Annotated in this window: 24 protein-coding genes; 21 read left to right on the plus strand and 3 right to left on the minus strand. The window is 61.3% G+C overall.

Translation table 11 applies throughout. The features are described from left to right. Positions 1–1,140: a flagellar biosynthesis protein FlhB gene (gene flhB, locus CAF73_RS17355; protein WP_085703347.1), complete on the plus strand. Its 1,140-nt coding sequence runs from the start codon at positions 1–3 to the stop codon at positions 1,138–1,140. Between the two features lie 224 nt (positions 1,141–1,364). Here the strand turns inward: flhB and CAF73_RS17360 are convergent, their stop codons facing one another. Continuing rightward, positions 1,365–1,739, minus strand: a complete 375-nt coding sequence (locus tag CAF73_RS17360) for a DUF6124 family protein (protein ID WP_085699439.1) — start codon at positions 1,737–1,739, stop codon at positions 1,365–1,367. A 551-nt stretch (positions 1,740–2,290) separates the two neighbouring features. Here CAF73_RS17360 and CAF73_RS17365 point away from each other — a divergent pair. From CAF73_RS17365 to CAF73_RS17435, 15 genes are all read left to right on the plus strand, one after another. After that, on the plus strand, positions 2,291–3,022 hold the full coding sequence (locus tag CAF73_RS17365) for a hypothetical protein (RefSeq protein ID WP_227234845.1): 732 nt from the start codon (positions 2,291–2,293) through the stop codon (positions 3,020–3,022). A 197-nt stretch (positions 3,023–3,219) separates the two neighbouring features. Further along, entirely contained in the window at positions 3,220–5,349 is a 2,130-nt protein-coding gene (gene flhA, locus CAF73_RS17370; RefSeq protein WP_085699437.1) for a flagellar biosynthesis protein FlhA, read from the plus strand. Between the two features lie 11 nt (positions 5,350–5,360). Next, positions 5,361–6,701, plus strand: a complete 1,341-nt coding sequence (flhF, locus tag CAF73_RS17375) for a flagellar biosynthesis protein FlhF (RefSeq protein ID WP_085605801.1) — start codon at positions 5,361–5,363, stop codon at positions 6,699–6,701. 113 nt (positions 6,702–6,814) lie between these two features. Then, on the plus strand, positions 6,815–7,645 hold the full coding sequence (gene fleN / locus CAF73_RS17380) for a flagellar synthesis regulator FleN (RefSeq protein ID WP_003222917.1): 831 nt from the start codon (positions 6,815–6,817) through the stop codon (positions 7,643–7,645). Then, on the plus strand, positions 7,642–8,382 hold the full coding sequence (gene fliA, locus CAF73_RS17385; protein WP_085682981.1) for an RNA polymerase sigma factor FliA: 741 nt from the start codon (positions 7,642–7,644) through the stop codon (positions 8,380–8,382). Before fleN ends, fliA begins: the two co-directional genes overlap by 4 nt. Before the next feature lie 167 nt (positions 8,383–8,549). Then, positions 8,550–8,921: a chemotaxis response regulator CheY gene (locus CAF73_RS17390; RefSeq protein ID WP_003183998.1), complete on the plus strand. Its 372-nt coding sequence runs from the start codon at positions 8,550–8,552 to the stop codon at positions 8,919–8,921. Positions 8,922–8,939: 18 nt separating this feature from the next. Continuing rightward, positions 8,940–9,728: a protein phosphatase CheZ gene (locus tag CAF73_RS17395; RefSeq protein ID WP_007951961.1), complete on the plus strand. Its 789-nt coding sequence runs from the start codon at positions 8,940–8,942 to the stop codon at positions 9,726–9,728. A 39-nt stretch (positions 9,729–9,767) separates the two neighbouring features. Continuing rightward, positions 9,768–12,047, plus strand: a complete 2,280-nt coding sequence (locus CAF73_RS17400; protein WP_085703348.1) for a chemotaxis protein CheA — start codon at positions 9,768–9,770, stop codon at positions 12,045–12,047. A 49-nt stretch (positions 12,048–12,096) separates the two neighbouring features. Next, positions 12,097–13,245, plus strand: a complete 1,149-nt coding sequence (locus CAF73_RS17405) for a chemotaxis response regulator protein-glutamate methylesterase (RefSeq protein ID WP_085703349.1) — start codon at positions 12,097–12,099, stop codon at positions 13,243–13,245. Further along, positions 13,245–13,985 (plus strand): flagellar motor protein, encoded by a 741-nt coding sequence (locus CAF73_RS17410; RefSeq protein ID WP_064384022.1) that lies wholly within the window; start codon positions 13,245–13,247, stop codon positions 13,983–13,985. The genes CAF73_RS17405 and CAF73_RS17410 overlap by 1 nt, the downstream gene beginning before the upstream one ends. 12 nt (positions 13,986–13,997) lie before the next feature. After that, the gene (gene motD / locus CAF73_RS17415; RefSeq protein ID WP_085699430.1) at positions 13,998–14,888 is read left to right on the plus strand and encodes a flagellar motor protein MotD; all 891 of its coding nucleotides are present in this window, start codon (positions 13,998–14,000) and stop codon (positions 14,886–14,888) included. Between the two features lie 43 nt (positions 14,889–14,931). Beyond that, the gene (locus CAF73_RS17420) at positions 14,932–15,720 is read left to right on the plus strand and encodes a ParA family protein (RefSeq protein ID WP_011333076.1); all 789 of its coding nucleotides are present in this window, start codon (positions 14,932–14,934) and stop codon (positions 15,718–15,720) included. 2 nt (positions 15,721–15,722) lie between these two features. Beyond that, the gene (locus CAF73_RS17425) at positions 15,723–16,676 is read left to right on the plus strand and encodes a CheW domain-containing protein (RefSeq protein WP_085699428.1); all 954 of its coding nucleotides are present in this window, start codon (positions 15,723–15,725) and stop codon (positions 16,674–16,676) included. A gap of 73 nt (positions 16,677–16,749) precedes the next feature. Beyond that, positions 16,750–17,235, plus strand: coding sequence for a chemotaxis protein CheW (locus CAF73_RS17430; protein ID WP_065260749.1), 486 nt, complete (start codon positions 16,750–16,752; stop codon positions 17,233–17,235). Beyond that, positions 17,236–17,628 (plus strand): DUF2802 domain-containing protein, encoded by a 393-nt coding sequence (locus CAF73_RS17435; protein WP_085703350.1) that lies wholly within the window; start codon positions 17,236–17,238, stop codon positions 17,626–17,628. Positions 17,629–17,740: 112 nt separating this feature from the next. Here the strand turns inward: CAF73_RS17435 and CAF73_RS17440 are convergent, their stop codons facing one another. Next, on the minus strand, positions 17,741–18,070 hold the full coding sequence (locus CAF73_RS17440; RefSeq protein WP_007959228.1) for an EscU/YscU/HrcU family type III secretion system export apparatus switch protein: 330 nt from the start codon (positions 18,068–18,070) through the stop codon (positions 17,741–17,743). Beyond that, on the minus strand, positions 18,067–19,641 hold the full coding sequence (locus CAF73_RS17445) for a flagellar hook-length control protein FliK (protein ID WP_085703351.1): 1,575 nt from the start codon (positions 19,639–19,641) through the stop codon (positions 18,067–18,069). Before CAF73_RS17445 ends, CAF73_RS17440 begins: the two co-directional genes overlap by 4 nt. Positions 19,642–19,838: 197 nt before the next feature. Between CAF73_RS17445 and ccmA the strand changes: the two genes are divergently transcribed. The 5 genes from ccmA (at position 19,839) to ccmE (ending at position 22,598) form a co-directional block, all read left to right on the plus strand. Then, the gene (gene ccmA, locus CAF73_RS17450; RefSeq protein ID WP_007959232.1) at positions 19,839–20,474 is read left to right on the plus strand and encodes a cytochrome c biogenesis heme-transporting ATPase CcmA; all 636 of its coding nucleotides are present in this window, start codon (positions 19,839–19,841) and stop codon (positions 20,472–20,474) included. Next, on the plus strand, positions 20,471–21,139 hold the full coding sequence (gene ccmB, locus CAF73_RS17455; protein WP_007959235.1) for a heme exporter protein CcmB: 669 nt from the start codon (positions 20,471–20,473) through the stop codon (positions 21,137–21,139). The genes ccmA and ccmB overlap by 4 nt, the downstream gene beginning before the upstream one ends. Before the next feature lie 78 nt (positions 21,140–21,217). Then, on the plus strand, positions 21,218–21,973 hold the full coding sequence (locus CAF73_RS17460) for a heme ABC transporter permease (RefSeq protein WP_085699421.1): 756 nt from the start codon (positions 21,218–21,220) through the stop codon (positions 21,971–21,973). After that, positions 21,970–22,146 (plus strand): heme exporter protein CcmD, encoded by a 177-nt coding sequence (gene ccmD, locus CAF73_RS17465; RefSeq protein WP_011333085.1) that lies wholly within the window; start codon positions 21,970–21,972, stop codon positions 22,144–22,146. The genes CAF73_RS17460 and ccmD overlap by 4 nt, the downstream gene beginning before the upstream one ends. Next, positions 22,143–22,598 (plus strand): cytochrome c maturation protein CcmE, encoded by a 456-nt coding sequence (gene ccmE, locus CAF73_RS17470; RefSeq protein ID WP_085699419.1) that lies wholly within the window; start codon positions 22,143–22,145, stop codon positions 22,596–22,598. Before ccmD ends, ccmE begins: the two co-directional genes overlap by 4 nt. The last annotated feature ends 3 nt before the right edge of the window (positions 22,599–22,601 follow it).

Below are 22,601 nucleotides of genomic sequence, written 5' to 3' on the forward strand. Positions count from 1 at the left end.
ATGGCTGAGAGCGAAAGCGGTCAGGACAAAACAGAAGACCCCACCGAGAAGCGCAAAAAGGACTCCCGGGAAAAGGGTGAGATTGCGCGTTCCAAGGAACTCAACACCCTGGCGGTCATGCTGGCCGGTGCGGGTGCGCTGCTGGTTTTTGGCGGAATGCTGGCGCAGGAGTTGATGGATCTGATGCGCCAGAACTTCACGCTGTCGCGGGAAGTGATCATGGATGAGCGTTCCATGGCGACCTTCCTGATGAACTCCGGGTTACAGGCATTGCTGGCCATCCAGCCAATCATGATTACCCTGTTGCTGGCCGCTTTCCTCGGGCCGATCGCGTTGGGTGGCTGGTTGTTCGCCGCCGGTTCGCTGGCACCCAAGTTCAGCCGGATGAACCCGGCGGCGGGCCTCAAGCGGATGTTCTCGATGAAGGCCGTGATCGAGCTGCTCAAGGCGCTGGCCAAGTTTCTCATCACGTTGGGCGTGGCGCTGGTGGTGCTCAACTCGGACATCGACGACCTGTTGCGCATCGCCCATGAGCCGCTGGACCGGGCGATCATCCACAGCCTGCAACTGGTGGGCTGGAGCTCGCTGTGGCTGGCGTGCGGGTTGATCATCATCGCGGCTGTCGATGTGCCCGTGCAGATCTGGGAGAGCATCAAAAAACTCAAGATGACCAAGCAGGAAGTGCGCGACGAGCACAAGGACCAGGAAGGTCGGCCGGAGGTCAAGCAACGGATTCGCCAGGTCCAGCGCGAGATGTCGCAACGGCGGATGATGGCCGCGATACCGGATGCCGACGTGGTCATCACCAACCCGACCCACTACGCCGTGGCGCTCAAGTACGACGCCGAGAAGGGTGGGGCGCCAATGCTGCTGGCCAAGGGCAGCGACTTCCTGGCGCTGAAGATCCGCGAAATCGCCGTGGCCAACAACGTCATGCTTCTCGAGTCGCCGGCGTTGGCGCGTTCGATCTATTACTCCACGGAACTGGAAGAAGAAATTCCCAGTGGCCTGTATCTGGCAGTCGCCCAGGTACTGGCCTACGTCTACCAGATCCGCCAGCATCAGGCCGGCAAGGGCAAGCGCCCGGATCCGCTCAAGGACGACCTGCCGATTCCGCCGGATCTGCGGCGCGATTCCTGATTGTGATGACGCAAAAAAAACGCCTCCGGTTCAACCCAGTGGCGGTTTTTTAATTCCCGATGATCTGTGGTGCTTGTGAGGCCGCGTTCGCGGGCAAGTCGAATCGTCGCACCGCCGCTCCCACAGGTTTAGCGTCGCTCTGAAAATATGAGCACACCACAAATCACTGTGGGAGCGAGCTTGCTCGCGATGACGTCAGCAACCACGGCACATCACTCAAGCCTTTACACCGGGTTCGGCGACGTCGGTAGTTCCAGATTATCCAGCACCCGATTTACTGCCAGCTCCCCGAGCATGATCAGTTGCGCAACCCCCACCAGCGTCCTGCGCTGCGAGGCGGGCATGAGATGGGTGAAGTCATTGACGATGGTTCTGGCGGAAGCCAGGGTTTCGCAGGCATCGACCAGCAGCTCTTCGTTTTTGAAGTCGGCGGTGACGGCGTACATTCTGCGGGTTTTGCGCGGCGGTGGTGTGGTGCCGGGCGGGCAGAGATAGTGATCGAGGGCGCGGTCGGCGGCTTCGTGAAGCTTCCTGGAATCGAGGGATTCGTAGGGCGAAGCAGGATCGGTTTCGGGTGGGTTGGGTGTCGGTTTGATCATGGTGAAGCTCCTATAAGGTGGAGCCGCCCGGAACTGTCGCTAAACAGTAAGGTGGCGGCTGTACGCAGGTTAGCGAACCGGTTATAGGCACCCGGCAGACCCGAGGGTCTCCCGCATACAGCCACCATAGCGGAGTTGCAGACTTTGAGTCTGCGACAAGGCATGGAGCGCTGGTGCACCTATTTATGATTCGAGTCGCTAAACCCGATCGCTGATTCGTCAGCGACCGATCCACAATAGAACCCGACCCCAAGGCGCACAAGCCGGCGGATTCTGGCGTAGCTGTAGGCAATGGCGCAAGAATTCGTAGCCTCCAAGGCGTGTCTGAAGGTGTCTTTTAAACATCCGAATTTAAAAGACACTTCGTGCTGCTTTCTCGGGCCCCTTCGCGAGCGTGCGGCATTGCGGTCAGCAGAAAATCACGCTCAAAACCTCCTTTTCCCTACCCAAGCGAGCTGTGCCTTTTATCTGAAATAGTTCAACACCTGTCAGATCTGACAGTAGACAACCATTACTCTTTGGCGCCCCATAAACCCGGCACTCTTGCCATCATGAGCTCGCGCACCGTGAGTGTGATGGCTGACGATTCTTTCTTTGGAAGTCGGGGATTCATCATGGCGACGCGCGTTTACCGAAAACTGTCGGGCATGGAGCTGGAGTTTGTTTCAGGGAGGCTGGAAAGGGACGCAGGAGAGCGGGCCATCTTCTATGAGGTGACGTTCGACCTGAAGCTGGACTTTCTCAATTTCATGGTCATGGCCAATCAGTACATCCCGAATTATCTTGATTGGCCGATCAATGCGATCCGGCCTGAAATGGGTGGGTTCGCCTATCACTATGCCTACAATTACTTCTTCGATGCGGCAGGTAATATCCGCGATAACCAAGCGTTGTTTGCCCTGTTTACCCACTCCAGCTTTTACATGGATCAATGGTCGAGTGGGGGTGAACCGCTGGAGCGTAGGTATGAAAAACCCTCGTTCGTTGTCGTCAACAATTGGCTTCGTGTGACAGCCAGGCAGTACTTTCGCCTGAGTGCGGGCTATCCACTGATCGAGATCAGCGACCTGCCGCGCATATTCTTCGAATGGGCCCTGAATCTGATGGAGAGTGATGATCTGTTCTCTGGCGCCGCACCTGAAACCAGAGTGGTGCTTATGCAGGCTGACGAGGAGGTTGTTGATGTCGGCGGGGAAAGTGTGTTCAAGGGAACGCACTACCTCGATAGCGCAGCGCTGTCTTTCGGTCCTATTACGAAAGCCCATGTTTTGGTTGCCGGTTGACCGGCGAGATTTCAAATCTTCGCATTGCTCTGTCGCTGGGGCAGGCTTGCGCCGGACTCGGTGCACTTGCCCCCTCTCATTCAGGTCCGTCGCCCCTCTATTTCAATCCCCCGCAAAAGTTGGAAGGCTTCTTGCAGTAGCCGCCGTGCGCCTGCTTCGGGCGTCAAAAGTTTGCTTTAAAGGAACGGGGAAAACCGGTGGATCGCTCTCAGTTAATCAACAGTGCTCGCTCGAACATTGCCGACCTCAGTCGGGGCAATCTGGGTGTGCCGCTGTTGCTGCTGGTCATGCTGGCGATGATGATGTTGCCGGTGCCGCCGTTCCTGCTCGACGTGTTCTTCACCTTCAACATTGCCCTGTCCATCGTCGTGCTGCTGGTCTGCGTGTACGCCTTGCGGCCGCTGGATTTCGCGGTGTTCCCGACGATCCTGCTGGTGGCGACGCTGTTGCGACTGGCGCTGAACGTGGCCTCGACCCGTGTGGTGATGCTCCACGGTCAGGACGGCCACGCCGCTGCCGGTAAGGTGATCCAGGCCTTCGGTGAGGTGGTGATCGGCGGTAACTACGTGGTCGGTATCGTGGTTTTCGCGATCTTGATGATCATCAACTTCGTCGTGGTGACCAAGGGTGCCGGGCGGATTTCCGAGGTGAGCGCGCGTTTCACCCTCGATGCGATGCCCGGCAAACAAATGGCGATCGACGCCGACCTTAACGCCGGTCTGATCGATCAGGCCCAGGCCAAGGCCCGTCGTCAGGAAGTGGCCCAGGAGGCAGAGTTCTACGGTTCGATGGACGGTGCCAGCAAATTCGTGCGTGGTGATGCCATCGCTGGCTTGCTGATTCTGTTCATCAACCTGATCGGCGGCATGGCCGTCGGTATCTTCCAGCACAACATGAGCTTCGCCGATGCGGGCAAGGTTTACGCCTTGCTGACTATCGGTGACGGTTTAGTGGCGCAATTGCCATCACTGTTGTTATCTACAGCAGCAGCAATCATGGTGACCCGTGCTTCCGGCTCGGAAGACATGGGCAAGCAGATCAACCGCCAGATGTTCGCCTCGCCCAAAGCGCTGGCGGTGGCTGCCGGTCTGATGGCGGTCATGGGCCTGGTGCCGGGCATGCCGCACTTCTCGTTCCTGAGCATGGCTGCTCTGGCTGCCGGTGGCGCTTACCTGTTCTGGAAGAAGCAGAACGTGGCCAGGGTCGTCGCGCTGGAAGAGGTCAAGCGCCAGCAGGAACTGCTGCCGTCGCCGGCCCGCGCCATGGAAACCAAGGAGTTGGGCTGGGACGACGTGACCCCGATCGACATGATCGGCCTGGAAGTCGGCTACCGCTTGATTCCGCTGGTGGATCGCAACCAGGGTGGCCAGTTGCTGGCGCGGATCAAGGGCGTGCGCAAGAAGCTTTCGCAGGATCTGGGCTTCCTGATGCCGACCGTGCACATCCGCGACAACCTCGACCTGGCGCCGAGTGCCTATCGCCTGACGCTGATGGGCGTGATCCTGGCCGAGGCCGAGATCTACCCGGATCGCGAACTGGCGATCAACCCGGGGCAGGTCTACGGCACGCTCAACGGGATTACCGCCAAAGATCCGGCTTTCGGCCTGGAGGCGGTGTGGATCGAGGTCAGCCAGCGCGCGCAGGCGCAATCGCTCGGTTACACCGTGGTCGATGCCAGCACCGTGGTTGCGACCCACTTGAACCAGATTCTGTACAAGCACTCCAGCGAGCTGATCGGCCACGAAGAAGTACAGCAACTGATGCAATTGCTGGCCAAGAGCTCGCCGAAGCTGGCCGAAGAGCTGGTGCCGGGCGTGGTCACGCTGTCGCAGCTGCTCAAAGTATTGCAGGCGTTGCTGGCCGAGCACGTGCCGGTGCGCGATATCCGCAGCATTGCCGAAGCCATCGCCAACAATGCCGCCAAGAGTCAAGATACCGCCGCTTTGGTGGCCGCTGTGCGGGTCGGTGTTTCCCGCGCCATCGTCCAAAGCATTGTAGGGACTGAGTCGGAGCTGCCAGTTATCACGCTGGAGCCAAGGTTGGAACAAATATTGCTCAATAGTCTGCAGAAGGCAGGACAAGGCTCGGAAGAGGGCGTTCTGCTGGAGCCGAGCATGGCCGAGAAGCTGCAGCGTTCGCTGATCGAAGCGGCGCAGCGCCAGGAAATGCAAGGTCAGCCGGTGATCCTGTTGGTAGCAGGCCCGGTTCGCGCGATGCTCTCGCGCTTTGGTCGCCTGGCAGTTCCCGGACTGCATGTGCTGGCCTACCAGGAAATTCCGGACAACAAGCAAGTGACCATCGTTGCGACAGTAGGGCCCAACGGCTGAGGTAGTGGTTTATGCAAGTTAAGCGTTTTTTCGCCGCCGATATGCGTCAGGCCATGAAGCTGGTTCGTGATGAGCTGGGCGCTGATGCCGCCATTATTGGCAACCGCCGCATCGCCGGCGGCGTCGAGCTGACGGCGGCGCTCGATTACAAACTGTCGGCGCTGGCCCCGCGTGTTCCGAACATGGAACTCGAGGATGAGCTGCGCAAGACTCAATCGCGCATCGTCACCGCCCAGGCCGAACTGAGCCTGCGTGGCGAAGCCGACGGCAACACCAATCGCCAGCTGTTCGCCGGGTTGCCGTTGACGGCCGGCCTGCCGCTGACCGCCGCCGAACCGCTGACCGAACCGACCTACGAGGCTCCGGCCCGTCCGGCACCGGCGCCTGCACCGGTTTCCGCTGGCGTTGACCCGCGAGCGCTGGACTCGATGCGTTTTGAACTCAACAGCCTGCGCGAACTGATGGAAGTGCAACTCGGCACCCTGGCCTGGAACCAGTTGCAAGGCAGTCGTCCGGCCCAGGCCAATCTGTACCGTCGTCTGCAACGCATCGGTTTGTCCGGCCCGCTGTCCCGCGATCTGCTGTCGATGATCACCGAGATCGACGAGCCCCGTCAGGCCTGGCGCATGCTGCTGGCGCACCTGGCACGAATGATTGCCGTGCCGGAAGTCGAGCCGCTGGAAGAGGGCGGGGTCATTGCCATGGTCGGTCCTGCCGGCATGGGCAAGACCACCACCCTGGCCAAACTGGCCGCCCGCTACGTGCTCAAGTACGGCGCGCAGAACATCGCGCTGGTGAGCATGGACAGTTTCCGCATCGGCGCGCAGGAGCAGCTCAAGACGCTGGGCCGCATCCTCAATGTGTCGGTGACCCACGTCGATCCGGGCCAGTCCCTGGTGCAGGCGCTGGATCCTCTGCTGCGCAAGCGCGTGGTGCTGATCGACACCGCCGGCCTGCAGGCCAGCGATCCGGCCCTGCGCATGCAGCTGGAAAGTCTGGCCGGTCGTGGCATTCGGTCAAAAAATTATCTGGTGCTGGCAACCACCAGCCAGAAACAGGTTCTAACCGCCGCTTATCACAGTTACAAGCGTTGCGGGCTGGCCGGGTGCATCCTGACTAAACTGGATGAGACGGCAAGCCTTGGCGAAGTGTTGAGCCTGGCGATCAGTCACGAACTGCCGGTTGCCTACCTGACCGATGGGCCGCGTATTCCGGATGATCTGCATCTGCCGCGCCGTCATCAACTGGTCAGCCGCGCCGTCAGTGTGCAAATGCAGGAAGAACCCAGCGAAGAAGCCATGGCTGACATGTTCGCTGATATCTACCACAGCCCGACCAAGCAGGTTGGCTGAGGTAATGAACCGTTTTTGTACCTACATCGATGGTCTGCCATGCATTGTTCCGGTTGTGAACGCGCAGCCAGTAATGTGGCCTCCGTCTATGCAAGACAAGGTAAAGAAATAACATGGGCAGCATGCATCCCGTACAGGTGATCGCGGTGACCGGCGGCAAAGGTGGCGTCGGCAAGACTAATGTGTCAGTGAACTTGTCCCTGGCCCTGGCAGAGCTTGGCCGTCGGGTCATGCTGCTGGACGCCGACCTGGGGCTGGCGAACGTCGACGTTCTGCTGGGCCTCACCCCCAAACGTACCCTGGCCGATGTGATCGAAGGCCGCTGCGAGCTGCGCGACGTGCTGTTGCAGGGCCCCGGCGGGATCCGCATCGTGCCGGCCGCTTCCGGCACCCAGAGCATGGTTCACTTGAGCCCGGCCCAGCATGCCGGCCTGATCCAGGCCTTCAGCGACATCGGCGACAACCTCGACGTGCTGGTGATCGACACCGCTGCAGGTATTGGTGACTCGGTAGTCAGTTTCGTTCGCGCTGCGCAAGAAGTGTTGCTGGTGGTCTGCGACGAGCCGACCTCGATCACCGACGCCTACGCGCTGATCAAGCTGCTGAACCGCGATTACGGCATGAACCGCTTCCGCGTCCTGGCCAACATGGCCCAGAGCCCGCAGGAAGGTCGCAATCTGTTCGCCAAGTTGACCAAGGTCACGGATCGCTTCCTCGACGTCGCCCTACAATACGTCGGCGCGGTGCCCTACGACGAAAGCGTGCGCAAAGCGGTGCAGAAGCAGCGTGCGGTCTATGAAGCCTTCCCGCGTTCCAAGTGCGCACTGGCGTTCAAGGCGATCGCACAGAAGGTCGACACCTGGCCGCTGCCCGCCAATCCGCGCGGCCACCTCGAATTTTTCGTCGAGCGCCTCGTGCAGCAAACGGCAGGACCTGTGCTATGACCGCCAGCGGTATGAACCTTTACAAAAAGTCGGCGCGTGATGCGCAGTACGAGCTGATCGAGCGTTACGCGCCGCTGGTCAAGCGCATCGCCTACCACTTGCTGGCGCGATTGCCGGCCAGTGTGCAGGTCGAAGACCTGATCCAGGCCGGGATGATCGGCCTGCTTGAAGTCTCGACCAAATACGACGCGAGCAAAGGCGCCAGTTTTGAAACGTACGCGGGCATCCGGATCCGCGGTGCGATGCTCGATGAAGTCCGTAAGGGGGACTGGGCACCGCGCTCGGTTCACCGCAATACGCGCATGGTCAGCGACGCGATTCGAGCAATTGAAGCTAAAACCGGCCGTGACGCTAAAGATCACGAAGTTGCGGCCGAACTCCAATTGAGTCTCGACGATTACTACGGGATTTTGAACGACACCCTGGGCAGCCGGCTGTTCAGTTTCGACGACCTGTTGCAGGACGGCGAACACGAAGGGCTGCACGAGGATGGCGCCAGTGCTCATCTGGAGCCGTCGCGCGATCTGGAGGACGAACGTTTCCAGGCCGCGCTGGCGGACGCGATTGCCAATTTGCCGGAGCGTGAGCGACTGGTGTTGGCGCTGTACTACGACGAAGAGCTGAACCTCAAGGAGATCGGTGAAGTCCTTGGCGTCAGTGAATCGCGGGTCAGCCAGTTACACAGCCAGTGCGCGGCCCGCTTGCGGGGGCGTTTGGGGGAGTGGCGAGCGCGCTGAAGGCAGTGTGGGGACACTGCGAACGAGGCTGGTGCGGTGGTGAACGGCACCGGTCTCGATCTGTTGTGCTCCAGACAGTCATCGAGTGTTTTGCCGGATTGATTGAAATGGCGCGTCCAGGTGCTGGGCGCGTTTAAGACTGCTTGGAGGTCGAATTGAACAAAGACATGAAAATCCTCATCGTTGATGACTTCTCAACGATGCGGCGGATCATCAAGAACCTGTTGCGTGATCTGGGGTTCACCAACACCGTTGAAGCCGACGATGGCACCACCGCCATTCCGGTGCTCAACAGCGGCAGCATCGACTTTCTGGTGACCGACTGGAACATGCCCGGCATGACCGGTATCGACCTGCTGCGCCACGTGCGCGCCGATGAAAAACTCAAGCACCTGCCGGTGCTGATGGTGACCGCTGAAGCCAAGCGCGAGCAGATCATCGAAGCGGCCCAGGCCGGCGTGAACGGCTATGTGGTCAAACCTTTCACGGCCCAGGCGTTGAAAGAAAAAATCGAGAAGATTTTCGAACGCATCGGCTGATGAACGCGCGGGGGAGCTATGGAGCATAAAGAATCTTCACAGGGCGACTTCGAGTCGACCCTGAAAAAACACGCGGTCGAACTGGTCGAAAGCCTTGAAAAGGGCAGGTTCGGCGACGCGGTGCAACTGATCCATGAGCTCAATCAGACCCGTGACCGTGGCCTGTACCAGGAAGTGGGCAAGCTCACGCGTGAACTGCACAGTGCGATCGTCAATTTCCAGATCGATCCGCACATGCCGCAGGCTGAGGAAGTGTCGCAAATCACCGACGCTACCGAGCGCCTGGGCTACGTGGTCAAACTGACCGAAGCTGCCGCCAACCGCACCATGGATCTGGTGGAGAGCGCGACCCCTGTGGTCAATGGCCTGGCTGACGAAGCCCAGGCCTTGAGCGCCGACTGGGGCCGCTTCATGCGCCGTGAGGTCGGGGCTGAAGAGTTCCGTGAACTGGCGCGCCGGGTCGACGGTTTTCTGGCACGCAGCAGCGCGGACAACCGCGCGGTGTCGAGCAATCTGAACGACATTCTGCTCGCCCAGGATTACCAGGACCTCACCGGTCAAGTGATCAAGCGCGTGACCCAATTGGTCACCGAAGTCGAAAGCAACCTGCTCAAGCTCGTGCTCATGGCCAGCCAGGTGGACCGCTTTGCGGGCATCGAACATGACCGTGCGGCGATGCTTGCTGAAAAAGATCCACAAAAACATCTCTCGCAGGGTGAAGGTCCGCAGATTCATGCCGATAAACGAGAAGACGTTGTGTCCGGTCAGGACGATGTGGACGATTTGTTATCCAGCCTTGGATTTTGAGTTTTTTTGGGTTTTTAGACCTGTAGGAGCACCCCATTAATGAGCTTCGGCGCCGATGAAGAGATCCTTCAGGATTTCCTGGTTGAGGCCGGCGAGATTCTTGAGCAACTGTCCGAACAACTGGTCGAGCTGGAAAGCCGCCCGGATGACGCAGATCTGCTCAACGCAATTTTTCGCGGTTTCCACACTGTAAAAGGGGGCGCCGGCTTCCTTCAGCTCAACGAGCTGGTGGAGTGCTGTCACATCGCCGAAAACGTGTTCGACGTCCTGCGCAAGGGTGAGCGACGCGTCGATGCAGAACTGATGGACGTGGTGCTCGAAGCGCTGGACGCGGTGAACAGCATGTTCGGCGAAGTCCGTGATCGCAGCCCGATCACCGCCGCCACCCCGGAACTGCTGGCCGCTCTGGCGCGCCTGGCCGAGCCGCAATCGGCGGATGAAGCCCCGGCTTCGCCCGTTGCCGAGATGATCGAAGAGCTGGTCGTTGAAAACGAAACCGGCGACTCCGGCGACATCACCGATAACGAATTTGAACAGTTGCTGGACTCGCTGAGCGCCGTCAAGGCTGAAGCCGAGGCCCCGGCGGCTGCCGCCGCGCCTGCTTCCGACGAGGCGGCCAGCGATGAAATCACCGACGCCGAGTTCGAGTCGCTGCTCGACCAGTTGCATGGCAAGGGCCAGTTCGCGGCCGACGCCGTGGCCCCGGCGGCCGCTGCCCCGGCGGCTCCGGCGGCGGGCGACAGCTCGGACATCACCGACGACGAATTCGAAGCCTTGCTCGATCAGTTGCACGGCAAGGGCAACTTTGCCGTCGATGCGCTGGAGTCGGCGATTGCTTCGGTTCCTGCGACGACTGCTCCGGCAGCGGCTGCGGCCGGTAGCGATCTGATCACCGACCACGAGTTCGAAGCGCTGCTCGACGATCTGCATGGCAAAGGCAAGTTCACTGATGTCGCCACCGGCGCCGTCGTGACCGCCGGCAATGCTGCAGCTGTTGCAGCGCCTGCTGCCAAGGCCCCGGCCGCTGCGGCAAAACCCGCCGCGAAAGCGCCTGAGCCGAAAGCCGAACCGGCGAAACCGGCTGCCGCTGCGGCACCGGCTCCGGCCCGTGCACCGGCGACTCCGCCACCGGAAAAACCGGCGAGCGAAGCCGAGACCACCGTTCGCGTTGACACCGCGCGTCTCGACGAAATCATGAACATGGTCGGTGAGCTGGTGCTGGTGCGTAACCGTCTGGTACGTCTGGGCCTGAACAGCGGCGACGAGTCGATGCAGAAGGCCGTGTCGAACCTCGACGTAGTCACCGCCGACTTGCAGACCGCCGTCATGAAGACCCGGATGCAGCCGATCAAGAAAGTCTTCGGCCGCTTCCCGCGTCTGGTTCGCGACCTGGCGCGTCAGCTCAAGAAAGAGATCAACCTGGAACTGGTGGGCGAAGAGACCGACCTCGACAAGAACCTTGTCGAGGCGCTGGCCGACCCGCTGGTCCACTTGGTGCGCAACGCGGTCGACCACGGCATCGAGTCGCCGGAAGAACGCGAAGCCTCGGGCAAGGCCCGTGGCGGCAAGGTGATCCTGGCTGCCGAGCAGGAAGGCGACCACATCCTGCTGTCGATCTCCGACGACGGCAAAGGCATGGACCCGAACGTCCTGCGTGCCATCGCCGTGAAACGCGGTGTGATGGACAAGGATGCCGCCGATCGCCTGAGCGACACCGAGTGCTACAACCTGATTTTCGCCCCGGGTTTCTCAACCAAGACCGAGATCTCCGACGTGTCCGGCCGTGGTGTCGGCATGGACGTGGTGAAGACCAAGATTTCCCAGCTCAACGGCTCGATCAACATCTACTCGACCAAGGGCCAGGGCTCGAAGATCGTCATCAAGGTACCGCTGACGCTGGCGATCATGCCGACCCTGATGGTGATGCTCGGCAACCAGGCGTTCGCGTTCCCGCTGGTGAACGTCAACGAAATCTTCCACCTCGACCTGTCGACCACCAACGTGGTGGACGGCCAGGAAGTGGTGATCGTGCGGGACAAGGCGCTGCCGTTGTTCTACCTCAAGCGCTGGCTGGTCAGCTCCGCCGCTCACGAAGAGCAGCGCGAAGGCCATGTGGTGATCCTTTCGGTGGGCACCCAGCGGATCGGCTTCGTCGTCGATCAACTGGTCGGCCAGGAAGAAGTGGTCATCAAGCCATTGGGCAAGATGCTGCAGGGAACCCCGGGCATGTCCGGCGCCACCATCACCGGTGACGGCCGCATTGCACTGATTCTCGATGTTCCGAGCATGCTCAAGCGTTACGCCGCACGGCGTATTTGAATCCGGGGCGGCGGGGCGACAACGTCCCGCCGCACCTAATGGAGTGTTTATGGCAGTCAAAGTCCTGGTGGTGGACGATTCGGGTTTTTTCCGCCGCCGCGTCTCGGAAATTCTTTCAGCGGATCCGAGCATCCAGGTTGTCGGCACGGCAACCAACGGTAAAGAGGCGATCGATCAGGCCCAGGCCCTCAAGCCGGATGTGATCACCATGGACTACGAGATGCCGATGATGGATGGCATCACGGCCGTGCGGCACATCATGCAGCGCTGCCCGACGCCGGTGTTGATGTTCTCGTCGCTGACCCACGAAGGCGCCCGGGTCACCCTGGATGCGCTGGATGCCGGCGCGGTGGATTTCCTGCCGAAGAATTTCGAAGACATCTCCCGCAATCCGGAGAAGGTCAAGCAACTGCTGTGCGAGAAGGTACACAGCATCTCGCGCAGCAACCGTCGTTTCAGTGCCTACAGTGCGCCGGCGCCGGCGCCGGCGCCTGCCGCTGCACCTGCACCTGCGCCGACTCCTGCGCCGGCGACTTCGAGCTTTGGCAGCCACAGTGCTCCGGCCCGTCCGGCACCTGCGCCTGCACCGACTCGCGCGCCAGCGGCCAGCGCTTCGTCGCCAGCCCCGAAACGCAAAAACTACAAGCTCGTCGCCATTGGTACATCGACTGGCGGCCCGGTAGCGCTGCAACGGGTTCTGACCCAGTTGCCGGCCAGTTTCCCGGCACCGATCGTGCTGATCCAGCATATGCCGGCAGCCTTCACCAAGGCTTTCGCTGAACGTCTGGACAAGCTGTGCCGCATCAGCGTCAAGGAAGCCGAGGATGGCGACATCCTGCGTCCGGGCCTGGCGCTGCTGGCACCGGGTGGCAAGCAGATGATGATCGACGGCCGTGGCGCGGTGAAAATCCTGCCGGGCGATGAGCGTCTGAACTACAAGCCGTGCGTGGACATCACCTTCGGCTCTGCGGCCAAATCCTACAGCGACAAAGTTCTGGCGGTCGTACTGACCGGCATGGGCGCCGATGGTCGTGAAGGTGCACGCCTGCTCAAGCAGGGCGGCAGCACGATCTGGGCGCAGGACGAAGCCAGTTGCGTGATCTACGGCATGCCGATGGCCATCGTCAAAGCTGACCTCGCCGACGCGGTGTACAGCCTGGACGATATCGGCAAGCACCTGGTCGAGGCATGCGTCTGATGGATGTTCTAAGCCTTATCGGGATCATCATGGCGTTCGTCGCCATCATCGGCGGCAACTACCTTGAAGGTGGTCACCTCGGCGCGCTGGCCAACGGCCCGGCGGCGCTGATCGTGCTCGGTGGCACCATCGGTGCCGCGCTGCTGCAATCGCCGATGAGCGCGTTCAAGCGCGCCATGCAGATTCTGGCCTGGATCTTTTTCCCGCCGCGTGTGGATCTGGCGGGCGGCATCGACCGCGTCGTCAACTGGAGCCTCACCGCCCGCAAGGAAGGTCTGCTGGGCCTGGAAGGCGTGGCGGATGCCGAGCCCGACGCTTACTCGCGCAAAGGTCTGCAACTGCTGGTCGACGGCGCCGAGCCGGAAGCGATCCGCAGCATCCTCGAAGTGGATTTCTACACTCAGGAAGCCCGCGACGTCGAAGCGGCCAAAGTGTTTGAAAGCATGGGGGGCTACGCGCCAACCATCGGCATCATCGGTGCGGTGATGGGCCTGATCCACGTCATGGGCAACCTGGCCGATCCGTCGCAGCTGGGCAACGGGATTGCGGTCGCGTTCGTCGCTACCATCTACGGTGTAGCCAGTGCCAACCTGGTATTGCTGCCGGTTGCCGCCAAGCTCAAGTCAATCGCGTTGCGACAGTCGCGTTATCGCGAAATGTTGTTGGAAGGGATCCTGTCGATCGCTGAAGGTGAAAACCCACGCTCCATCGAGTTGAAGCTTCAGGGCTTCATGGATTAAGGGACTAACCTCATGGCACGTCGTCGCCAGCATGAAGAGCACGTAAACCATGAACGTTGGCTGGTTTCCTACGCCGACTTCATCACCTTGCTCTTTGCCTTTTTCGTGGTGATGTACTCCATCTCGTCGATCAACGAAGGCAAGTACAAGATCATCTCCGAAGCGCTGATCGGGGTCTTCACCGACTCCGACCGCGCGCTCAAGCCGATTCCGATCGGTGAAGAACGACCGAAGACCGTGACCCCGGCCAAGCCGCTGGTCAAGGACGCCGAACAGGTCGACGCCGGCATCGCCGGGGCCAGCGATCCGCTCAAAAGCATCGCCGATGACATCAGCGCCGCATTCGGCGACCTGATCGCAAGCAACCAGATGACCGTGCGCGGCAACGAGCTGTGGGTCGAGATCGAACTCAACTCCAGCCTGTTGTTCGGCAGCGGTGATGCGATGCCGAGCGACATCGCGTTCAACATCATCGACAAGGTCGCGGCGATCCTCAAACCGTTCGATAACCCGATCCACGTCGAAGGCTTCACCGACGATCAACCGATCCGCACCGCGCAGTACCCGACCAACTGGGAATTGTCCTCGGCGCGTTCGGCGAGCATCGTGCGCATGCTGGCGATGCAGGGCGTGAACCCTGGGCGTCTGGCCTCGGTGGGCTACGGCGAATTTCAGCCGGTTGCCAACAACGCCACGGCCGAAGGCCGGGCGAAGAACCGTCGCGTGGTGCTGGTGGTGTCGCGCAATCTCGACGTGCGCCGCAGCCTGACCGGCACCGGAACCGCCAATGCAACACCGGACGCCGCGTTGAAGCGTGCTGGCACACAAACTGCACCGACCCCGGTCAAGACGCCGGGACGCGAGAGTGCCGTCAATTCTCCGTCGCCCGCATTAATACGCTGAACCATGTCTCGGCCGAGTATCCCGGCCGGGAGGAACGATCTGAATGAGAGTCTGGGCAGTCGCCAATCAAAAAGGTGGTGTTGGTAAAACCACTTCTTCCATCGCTTTAGCCGGTTTGCTGGCAGAGGCGGGCAAGCGCGTGGTCGTGGTCGATCTCGACCCGCACGGCTCGATGACCAGCTATTTCGGTTACGACCCCGACAGCCTGGAACACAGCAACTACGACCTGTTTCTGCACAAGGGCGGCGTGCCGCAAGGCCTGCCGGGCCAGTTGCTGCTGTCCACCAGCGATGAACGCATTTCCCTGTTGCCGTCGAGCACCGCGCTGGCCACCCTTGAGCGCCAGTCGCCGGGGCAGAGCGGTCTGGGCCTGGTGATCGCCAAGAGTCTGGCGCAGCTGTGGCAGGACTTCGATTACGCGATCATCGACAGCCCGCCATTGCTCGGCGTGCTGATGGTCAACGCCTTGGCCGCCAGTCAGCAACTGGTGATCCCGGTGCAGACCGAGCACCTGGCCGTCAAAGGCCTGGAGCGGATGGTCAATACCCTGGCGATGATCAACCGCTCGCGCAAGCAGGCGCTGCCGTTCAGCATCGTGCCGACCCTGTTCGACCGCCGTACCCAGGCGTCGATGGGCACCTTGCGCGTGCTGCGCGACAAATTCCCCGACGAGATCTGGCAGGGTTACATCCCGGTCGATACCCGACTGCGCGACGCCAGTCGTGCCGGTGTCACCCCTTCGCAGTTCGACGGCAAGAGCCGTGGCGTGCTGGCTTACCGCGCACTGCTCAAGCATCTGCTGGCGCAGCAACTCGTTCCGCAGGTGGCTTGAGCATGAATCGGCCGATCAAACTGACTTCGCGTCCGCAACTGGCTGTGCAGTCCTATCTGGACAGCTTGCTGCAGGAAGTGACAGACGAGGTCGAGCAGGAAATCGCAGCGCCGGCCGAGGAGGTCGAGACCGCTGCGGCACTCGATGAATTCCAGGCTGCCGTGCTTGAAGAGCAGGCCCGGGATGCGCAAAAAGCCGCCCGGCCGGTCGCCCCGGTCGTAGCGCCTGCCGCTGTGGTGGCGAAGGCACCTGCGACGTTGATCAAAGAGCCTGAACCGGTGCGCGTGGTTTCGACTCTGGCACCGCTGCTGCAATCCCAGCTTCTGCAAACCCCTCCGGTTCCGGCGGCGCCAGAGCCCGCACCTGAAGCGCCTGCGCCAGCCCCGGTCGAGCCGACCCTGGTGGCGCCGCTGGTCGAAGTGCATCTGCCACCCAGCAATACGCCGCCACCGGTGGAAACCGATGGCCGTCCGGCCTGGGCGTCGGAAGCGTTCGAGTGCCTGCTGTTCGACGTGGCCGGGCTGACGCTGGCGGTGCCGCTGGTGTGCCTGGGCTCGATCTATTCGCTGGCCGGCCACGAACTGACGCCACTGTTCGGTCAGCCGGAGTGGTTCCTCGGCATCCTGCCGAGCCAGGCCGGCAACCTTAAGGTGCTGGACACCGCGCGCTGGGTCATGCCGGATCGCTATCGCGATGACTTCCGTCAAGGCCTGCAATACGTGATTTCGGTGCAGGGTTACGAGTGGGGCCTGGCGGTGCATCAGGTCAGTCGCTCGCTGCGTCTGGATCCGAATGAAATCAAATGGAGAAGTCAGCGGGGTCAGCGGCCATGGCTCGCCGGCACGGTGATTGAACACATGTGCGCCTTGCTCGATGTCTCCGCTCTGGCCGAGTTGATTGCCAGCGGTGGGGCAAAGCACATGTCCGGCAGTAAGCCGAACCACAAACCGACATAAAGACAGTACCGGCATTCAAATGCCGGCGAACGAAACACACACCGCCAGGCGCGGTTTTTCGAGGGGCTAGGGTATGAACGACAAGGCTACGGCGGCAAAGGGTTCCGAAGATCCGATCCTGCAATGGGTGACCTTCAAGCTGGACAACGAAACCTACGGCATCAACGTGATGCGCGTTCAGGAAGTCCTGCGCTACACCGAGATCGCTCCGGTTCCGGGTGCGCCAAGCTACGTGCTGGGCATCATCAACCTGCGCGGCAACGTGGTGACCGTGATCGACACCCGTCAGCGCTTCGGCCTGATGAGCGGCGAGATCAGCGACAACACCCGTATCGTCATCATCGAAGCCGACAAGCAAGTGGTCGGCATCATGGTCGACAGCGTGGCTGAAGTGGTTTACCTGCGTCAGTCGGAAATCGAGACCGCACCGAACGTCGGTAACGAAGAGTCGGCCAAGTTCATCCAGGGCGTATGCAACAAGAACAACGAGTTGCTGATCCTGGTCGAGCTGGACAAGATGATGACTGAAGAAGAATGGTCGGAACTGGAGAACATCTGATTGATTCTGGAGGTAGCGGTCATTGTCCTGTTCCTGTTCTGGGCAGGCACGCTGGCGATGTTTCTGGCGTACATCAAGGCGCAGCGCGTGATCGCTGCGCAACAGGCCCAGGGCGATGCGCTGCGTGATCAGCGCATCAAGGACCTGGCCAAGCGTGTCGACGATTACCAGAACGGCAACGTGCGCATGGGCGAAGCCCTGCACGAGCTGCGCGCGGTCGTCAGTCCGATCCCGGACAAGATCACCCAGCTCGAACAGCGCGACCCGTCCAGCCTGTCATTCGCCCAGGCGGCGAAACTGGTGGGAATGGGCGCGAGTGTCGATGAGCTGACTCAGTCCTGCGGGTTGACCCAGGCTGAGGCGGAGTTGATGCGCAAGCTGCACAAGAACTGATTTTTGCGCTCAAGCTGTTGGCCTATTCGCGAGCAAGCTCGCTCCCACATTCGATCGGTGTACGCCGAACCAATGTGGGAGCGAGCTTGCTCGCGAAGGCGTCTTTGAAGTCTCAGTAATCGTCGCCGCGTTCGGTGACGTCCTTCTCGACCATCGGCGCATCCGGATTGTGTCCCGCCGGGAACTTGCCCTTGAGGTTCCAGGCAAACGCGATGATTTCGGCGATCGTGCGGTACAGCTCTTCAGGAATGCTGTCGCCCAGTTCCATGCGCGCCAGCAACTTCACCAGTTCGGCGTTCTCGTAGATCGGTACTTCACAGTCGCGGGCGATCCGCAGGATTTCTTCGGCCAGTTCTTCGTCGCCCTTGGCGGTGAGGGTCGGGGCGTGGCTGCCGTCGTATTTGAGGGCGATGGCCTGGCGTGGAGCGGTGGTGTCATTCATGCGGTTTCGTCGACCCAGCGGTGTTCGAGGCGGGTTTGGATGCCTTGCGGCGGGGTGCCGAGGTGGCAGTCGAGGTCGCCGACATTCAGCCCGGAATCCAGCAGACGCTGGCGCAGTGCGGTCAGATTGCTTTCGATCAGGCTCGCGGTGTACGGCCGCTCGGCCCATAACTGGCTGGACAGGCTGCCGCTTATCAACTGTGCCTGAATCTGCATCGGCCCCAGCGGTTCCATGTCGAACGCCAGATCGACGCGCCACAGTTGTTGTTTCGGTTCCCGTTCATCGCGGCGCTGCTCGTTCGATTCCTGGTTCTGCGGCGCTTCTTCGCGCTGGAACTTGACCTGCAGCGGCACGATGTCCTGCAGGTTGCGCATCGGGATTTCCAGTTGCCAGGTGCTGAGCAGGCGGCCGTCGTCGGTGACGCCGGTCTGCTCCAGGCTCGACAGCTGATGACTCTGCAGGCGTGACACGGCGGCTGCGGCGAGGCGCAGCAGATGCTCCAGATCGCCTTCGCCTTCCAGACTTTGCAGCAACCGGTCGGGCAGCGGGAAACTGCTTGGCACCGGTTTCGCGCTGACCTGACCGAGCATGCCGAGGGCGTTGCGCACGAAACTCGGTAGCGCCTGGGCCAGGGTGTTGGCAGCGATGATCGCGTTCAGGTTGGTGTTGCCCGGCAGGCCGGGGGTGAGCTGGGCGATCAGCTTGAGCAGATCGGCTTTCATGTCCGGAACCAGCGCCGGGTTCTGTCCGGTCAGCAGTTTGGTCTCCAGGAACACACCGCTGTTGGCCAGCGCCTGGGCCAGACCTTTTGGGGTGCTCAGTTGCTGCACGTCGGGCAGGTTGGCGAGCAGCCTGTCCACGGCGGCGCGCAAATCCCGGGATGTCTGATCAGTGGCGGGCGGCAGGCTCTGGAGCATTTTCAGCAAGCCGTCGAGCGAACCCTGACGGCTTTGCTGACTGACCAGTTGCTGGCTGACCGCCAGTTGTTCCTGGCGATTGCTCAGCGGCAGGAACTTCAGGGTCTGCGAGTCTTGCACCAGCGCCGACAGCAGGGTGCCGATGCGCAACGGTTGCGGGCTGTCGATGCTCAGGGTGCTGCCGCTGAGCGCGGTGTTGAGCAGGCTGACCATCGAGCGGTAAACCGTCGGTTGCCCCGGAACCTGCGGCAGGGCCTGAGTCGTCAGCACCTTGCCTTGCAGCAGCGTGCCGACCGGCAATTGCGCGGTGTCGATGCGGGTGAGGGTGGCGACGCTGCTGGCGATGGCCTGTTGCACGGTGATCGCCAGATTGCCCGCCGACGGCTGGGTGATCGCCAGGCTGGTGCCCTGAGGCAGCGGCAGATTGCTGGTGGCTTGCACGGTGGTCTGACGGCCGCTGTCCAGTGTCACCTTGAGCAGCAATTGAAAGGTCTGATCCGCCTGCTTGAGCGACAACACCTCGGCCTTGGCGCTCTGGCCGGCGGCAATCAGCCCGTCGACGGGCGTCAGCAACTTCAACAGCTCACCCACCTGCGGGCGAGCGGTCGCCGGGGTGGTGGGCGGGAGCGGGAGGATGTTCATTTCGCCTGTCATACGCGGACACAACCTGAGGAAAATGCACTCGGGAGAGCGGGGGACGCCATGTATAATGCCGCCCGTCCTTCCATTCGTTCAAAAAACATAGCAATTGTTTGACGCAGCTCTCTGGATTGAGCCGTCATTGCATTTATGCTGCAACTCTTTAACGGCCGCGCCAGAGCCGACTTGAACCGTATAAGGCCCGTGATCCCTTGACCAGTCCTGTCCTGCAAACCGTTGCCCTCGCGTGTGAACGTGATCTCAGACTGCTCTTCGACAATCTCGAATTGAGACTGGCCAGTGGCGATATGGTGCAGATCAGCGGTCCCAACGGCAGCGGCAAGACCAGCTTGTTGCGCTTGCTGGCCGGCCTGATGCAGCCGACCGACGGTCAGGTGCTGCTCAACGGCAAGCCGCTGGGCGAGCAACGCAGCGAACTGGCACGCAACCTGTTGTGGATCGGTCACGCCGCCGGGATCAAGGACTTGCTTACGCCGGAAGAAAACCTCGCCTGGCTCTGCGCCCTGCATCAACCCGCCGAACGCGACGCCATCTGGCAGGCCCTGGCGGCGGTTGGATTGCGTGGTTTCGAGGATGTTCCCTGCCATAGTCTGTCTGCCGGCCAGCAGCGCCGCGTGGCGCTGGCGCGGTTGTATCTGGACAGCCCGCCGTTGTGGATTCTCGACGAACCCTTCACCGCCCTCGACAAGCAGGGCGTGGCACAGCTTGAAGAACACCTGGCCGGGCACTGCGAACGGGGAGGGCTGGTGGTGCTCACCACGCACCACACGTTGAGCCGGATGCCGGCCGGTTATCGCGACATCGATCTGGGGAATTGGGCGGTATGAGTGTGTTCGGCCTGCTGGTTGCCCGTGAATCCCGACTGCTGTTCCGCCGCCCGGCGGAGCTGGCCAATCCGCTTATTTTCTTCGCCATCGTCATTGCCCTGTTCCCGCTGGCCGTCGGACCGGAAACTCAAGTATTGCAAAACTTGTCCCCGGGGTTAGTCTGGGTGGCGGCACTTTTGTCGGTCCTGCTCTCGCTGGACGGGCTTTTCCGCAGTGATTTCGAAGACGGATCCCTCGAACAGTGGGTCCTTTCGCCGCACCCCCTGCCACTTCTGGTATTGGCCAAGGTGCTGGCACACTGGCTTTTTTCCGGGCTGGCACTGGTTTTGCTCTCGCCGTTACTGGCGTTGATGCTCGGGTTGCCGGCTGCGTGTCTGCCGGTATTGTTGCTTTCGTTGCTGCTGGGTACTCCGGTGCTGAGTTTGCTCGGCGCGGTGGGCGCGGCGCTGACGGTCGGTCTGAAGCGCGGTGGCCTGTTGCTGGCGCTGCTGATTCTGCCGTTGTACATCCCGGTGTTGATCCTGGGCAGTGGCGCCTTGCAGGCGGCGTTGCAGGGGATGCCGGCGATTGGTTATCTGTTGTGGCTTGGTAGCCTGACCGCCCTGGCGATAACCCTGACACCCTTTGCAATAGCTGCTGGCCTGAAGATCAGCGTCGGCGAATAATGAGGTCTGGTTAAAATTTAACCAGCAAAGACCCTGAGACTGCTCACACCGATGAGCGGCACCCGTGATGGAAACAGTATGAACTGGACCTGGTTTCACAAGCTCGGCTCGCCCAAGTGGTTCTACGGCATCAGCAGCAAGTTCCTGCCGTGGCTGAGCATTGCAGCGTTGCTGCTGATCGCTGTCGGCGTCGTCTGGGGCCTGGCCTTCGCGCCGCCGGACTATCAGCAAGGCAACAGCTTTCGCATCATCTATATCCACGTACCCGCAGCGATGCTCGCTCAGTCGATCTACGTGATGCTGGCGGTGTGCGGTGTGGTCGGGCTGGTGTGGAAGATGAAACTGGCCGACGTCGCCCTGCAATGCGCCGCGCCGATCGGCGCGTGGATGACCGCCGTGGCGCTGGTCACCGGGGCGATCTGGGGCAAGCCGACCTGGGGTTCGTGGTGGGTCTGGGACGCGCGGCTGACCTCGATGCTGATTCTGCTGTTTCTGTATTTCGGCGTGATCGCGCTGGGCAACGCCATCAGCAATCGCGACAGCGCCGCCAAGGCCTGCGCGGTGCTGGCCATCGTCGGTGTGATCAACATTCCGATCATCAAATACTCGGTGGAGTGGTGGAACACCCTGCACCAGGGCGCGACGTTCACCCTCACCGAAAAACCGGCCATGCCCGTCGAGATGTGGCTGCCACTGCTGCTGACGGTGCTGGGTTTCTATTGCTTCTTTGGCGCCGTGCTGTTGCTGCGCATGCGCCTTGAAGTGCTCAAGCGCGAAGCCCGCGCCAGTTGGGTGAAAGAAGAAGTGCAGAACAGCCTGGAGGCCGCTCGATGAGTTTCGCGTCATTCGGCGACTTCCTCGCCATGGGCCATCACGGCCTGTATGTCTGGTCGGCCTACGGCATCTGTCTGGCGGTACTGATCCTCAACGTGGCGGCGCCGATCGCGGCCCGCAAGCGTTATCTGCAACAAGAGGCGCGTCGTCTGCGCCGGGAGAACGGCAAGTGAATCCGCTGCGCAAAAAACGCTTGATCATCATCCTGGCAATTCTGGTCGGGGTCGGCGCTGCCGTCGGCCTGGCCCTGAGCGCCCTGCAGCAGAACATCAACCTGTTTTACACCCCGACCCAGATCGCCAACGGCGAAGCGCCGCAGGACACCCGCATCCGCGCCGGCGGCATGGTCGAGAAAGGTTCGCTGCAACGTTCCCCGGATTCGCTGGACGTCAAATTCGTGGTCACCGACTTCAACAAGTCCGTGACCATTACTTATCGCGGGATCCTCCCGGACCTGTTCCGCGAAGGGCAGGGCATTGTGGCGCTCGGCAAGCTCAACGCCGATGGCGTGGTGGTTGCCGATGAAGTACTGGCCAAGCACGACGAGAAATACATGCCGCCGGAAGTGACCAAAGCCCTGAAGGACAGCGGTCAATCCGCGCCAACCCCTGCGAAGGAGGGTTGATCG

Source organism: Pseudomonas sp. B15(2017) (assembly GCF_002113215.1).
In the GTDB taxonomy this organism is placed as follows: Bacteria; Pseudomonadota; Gammaproteobacteria; order Pseudomonadales; family Pseudomonadaceae; genus Aquipseudomonas.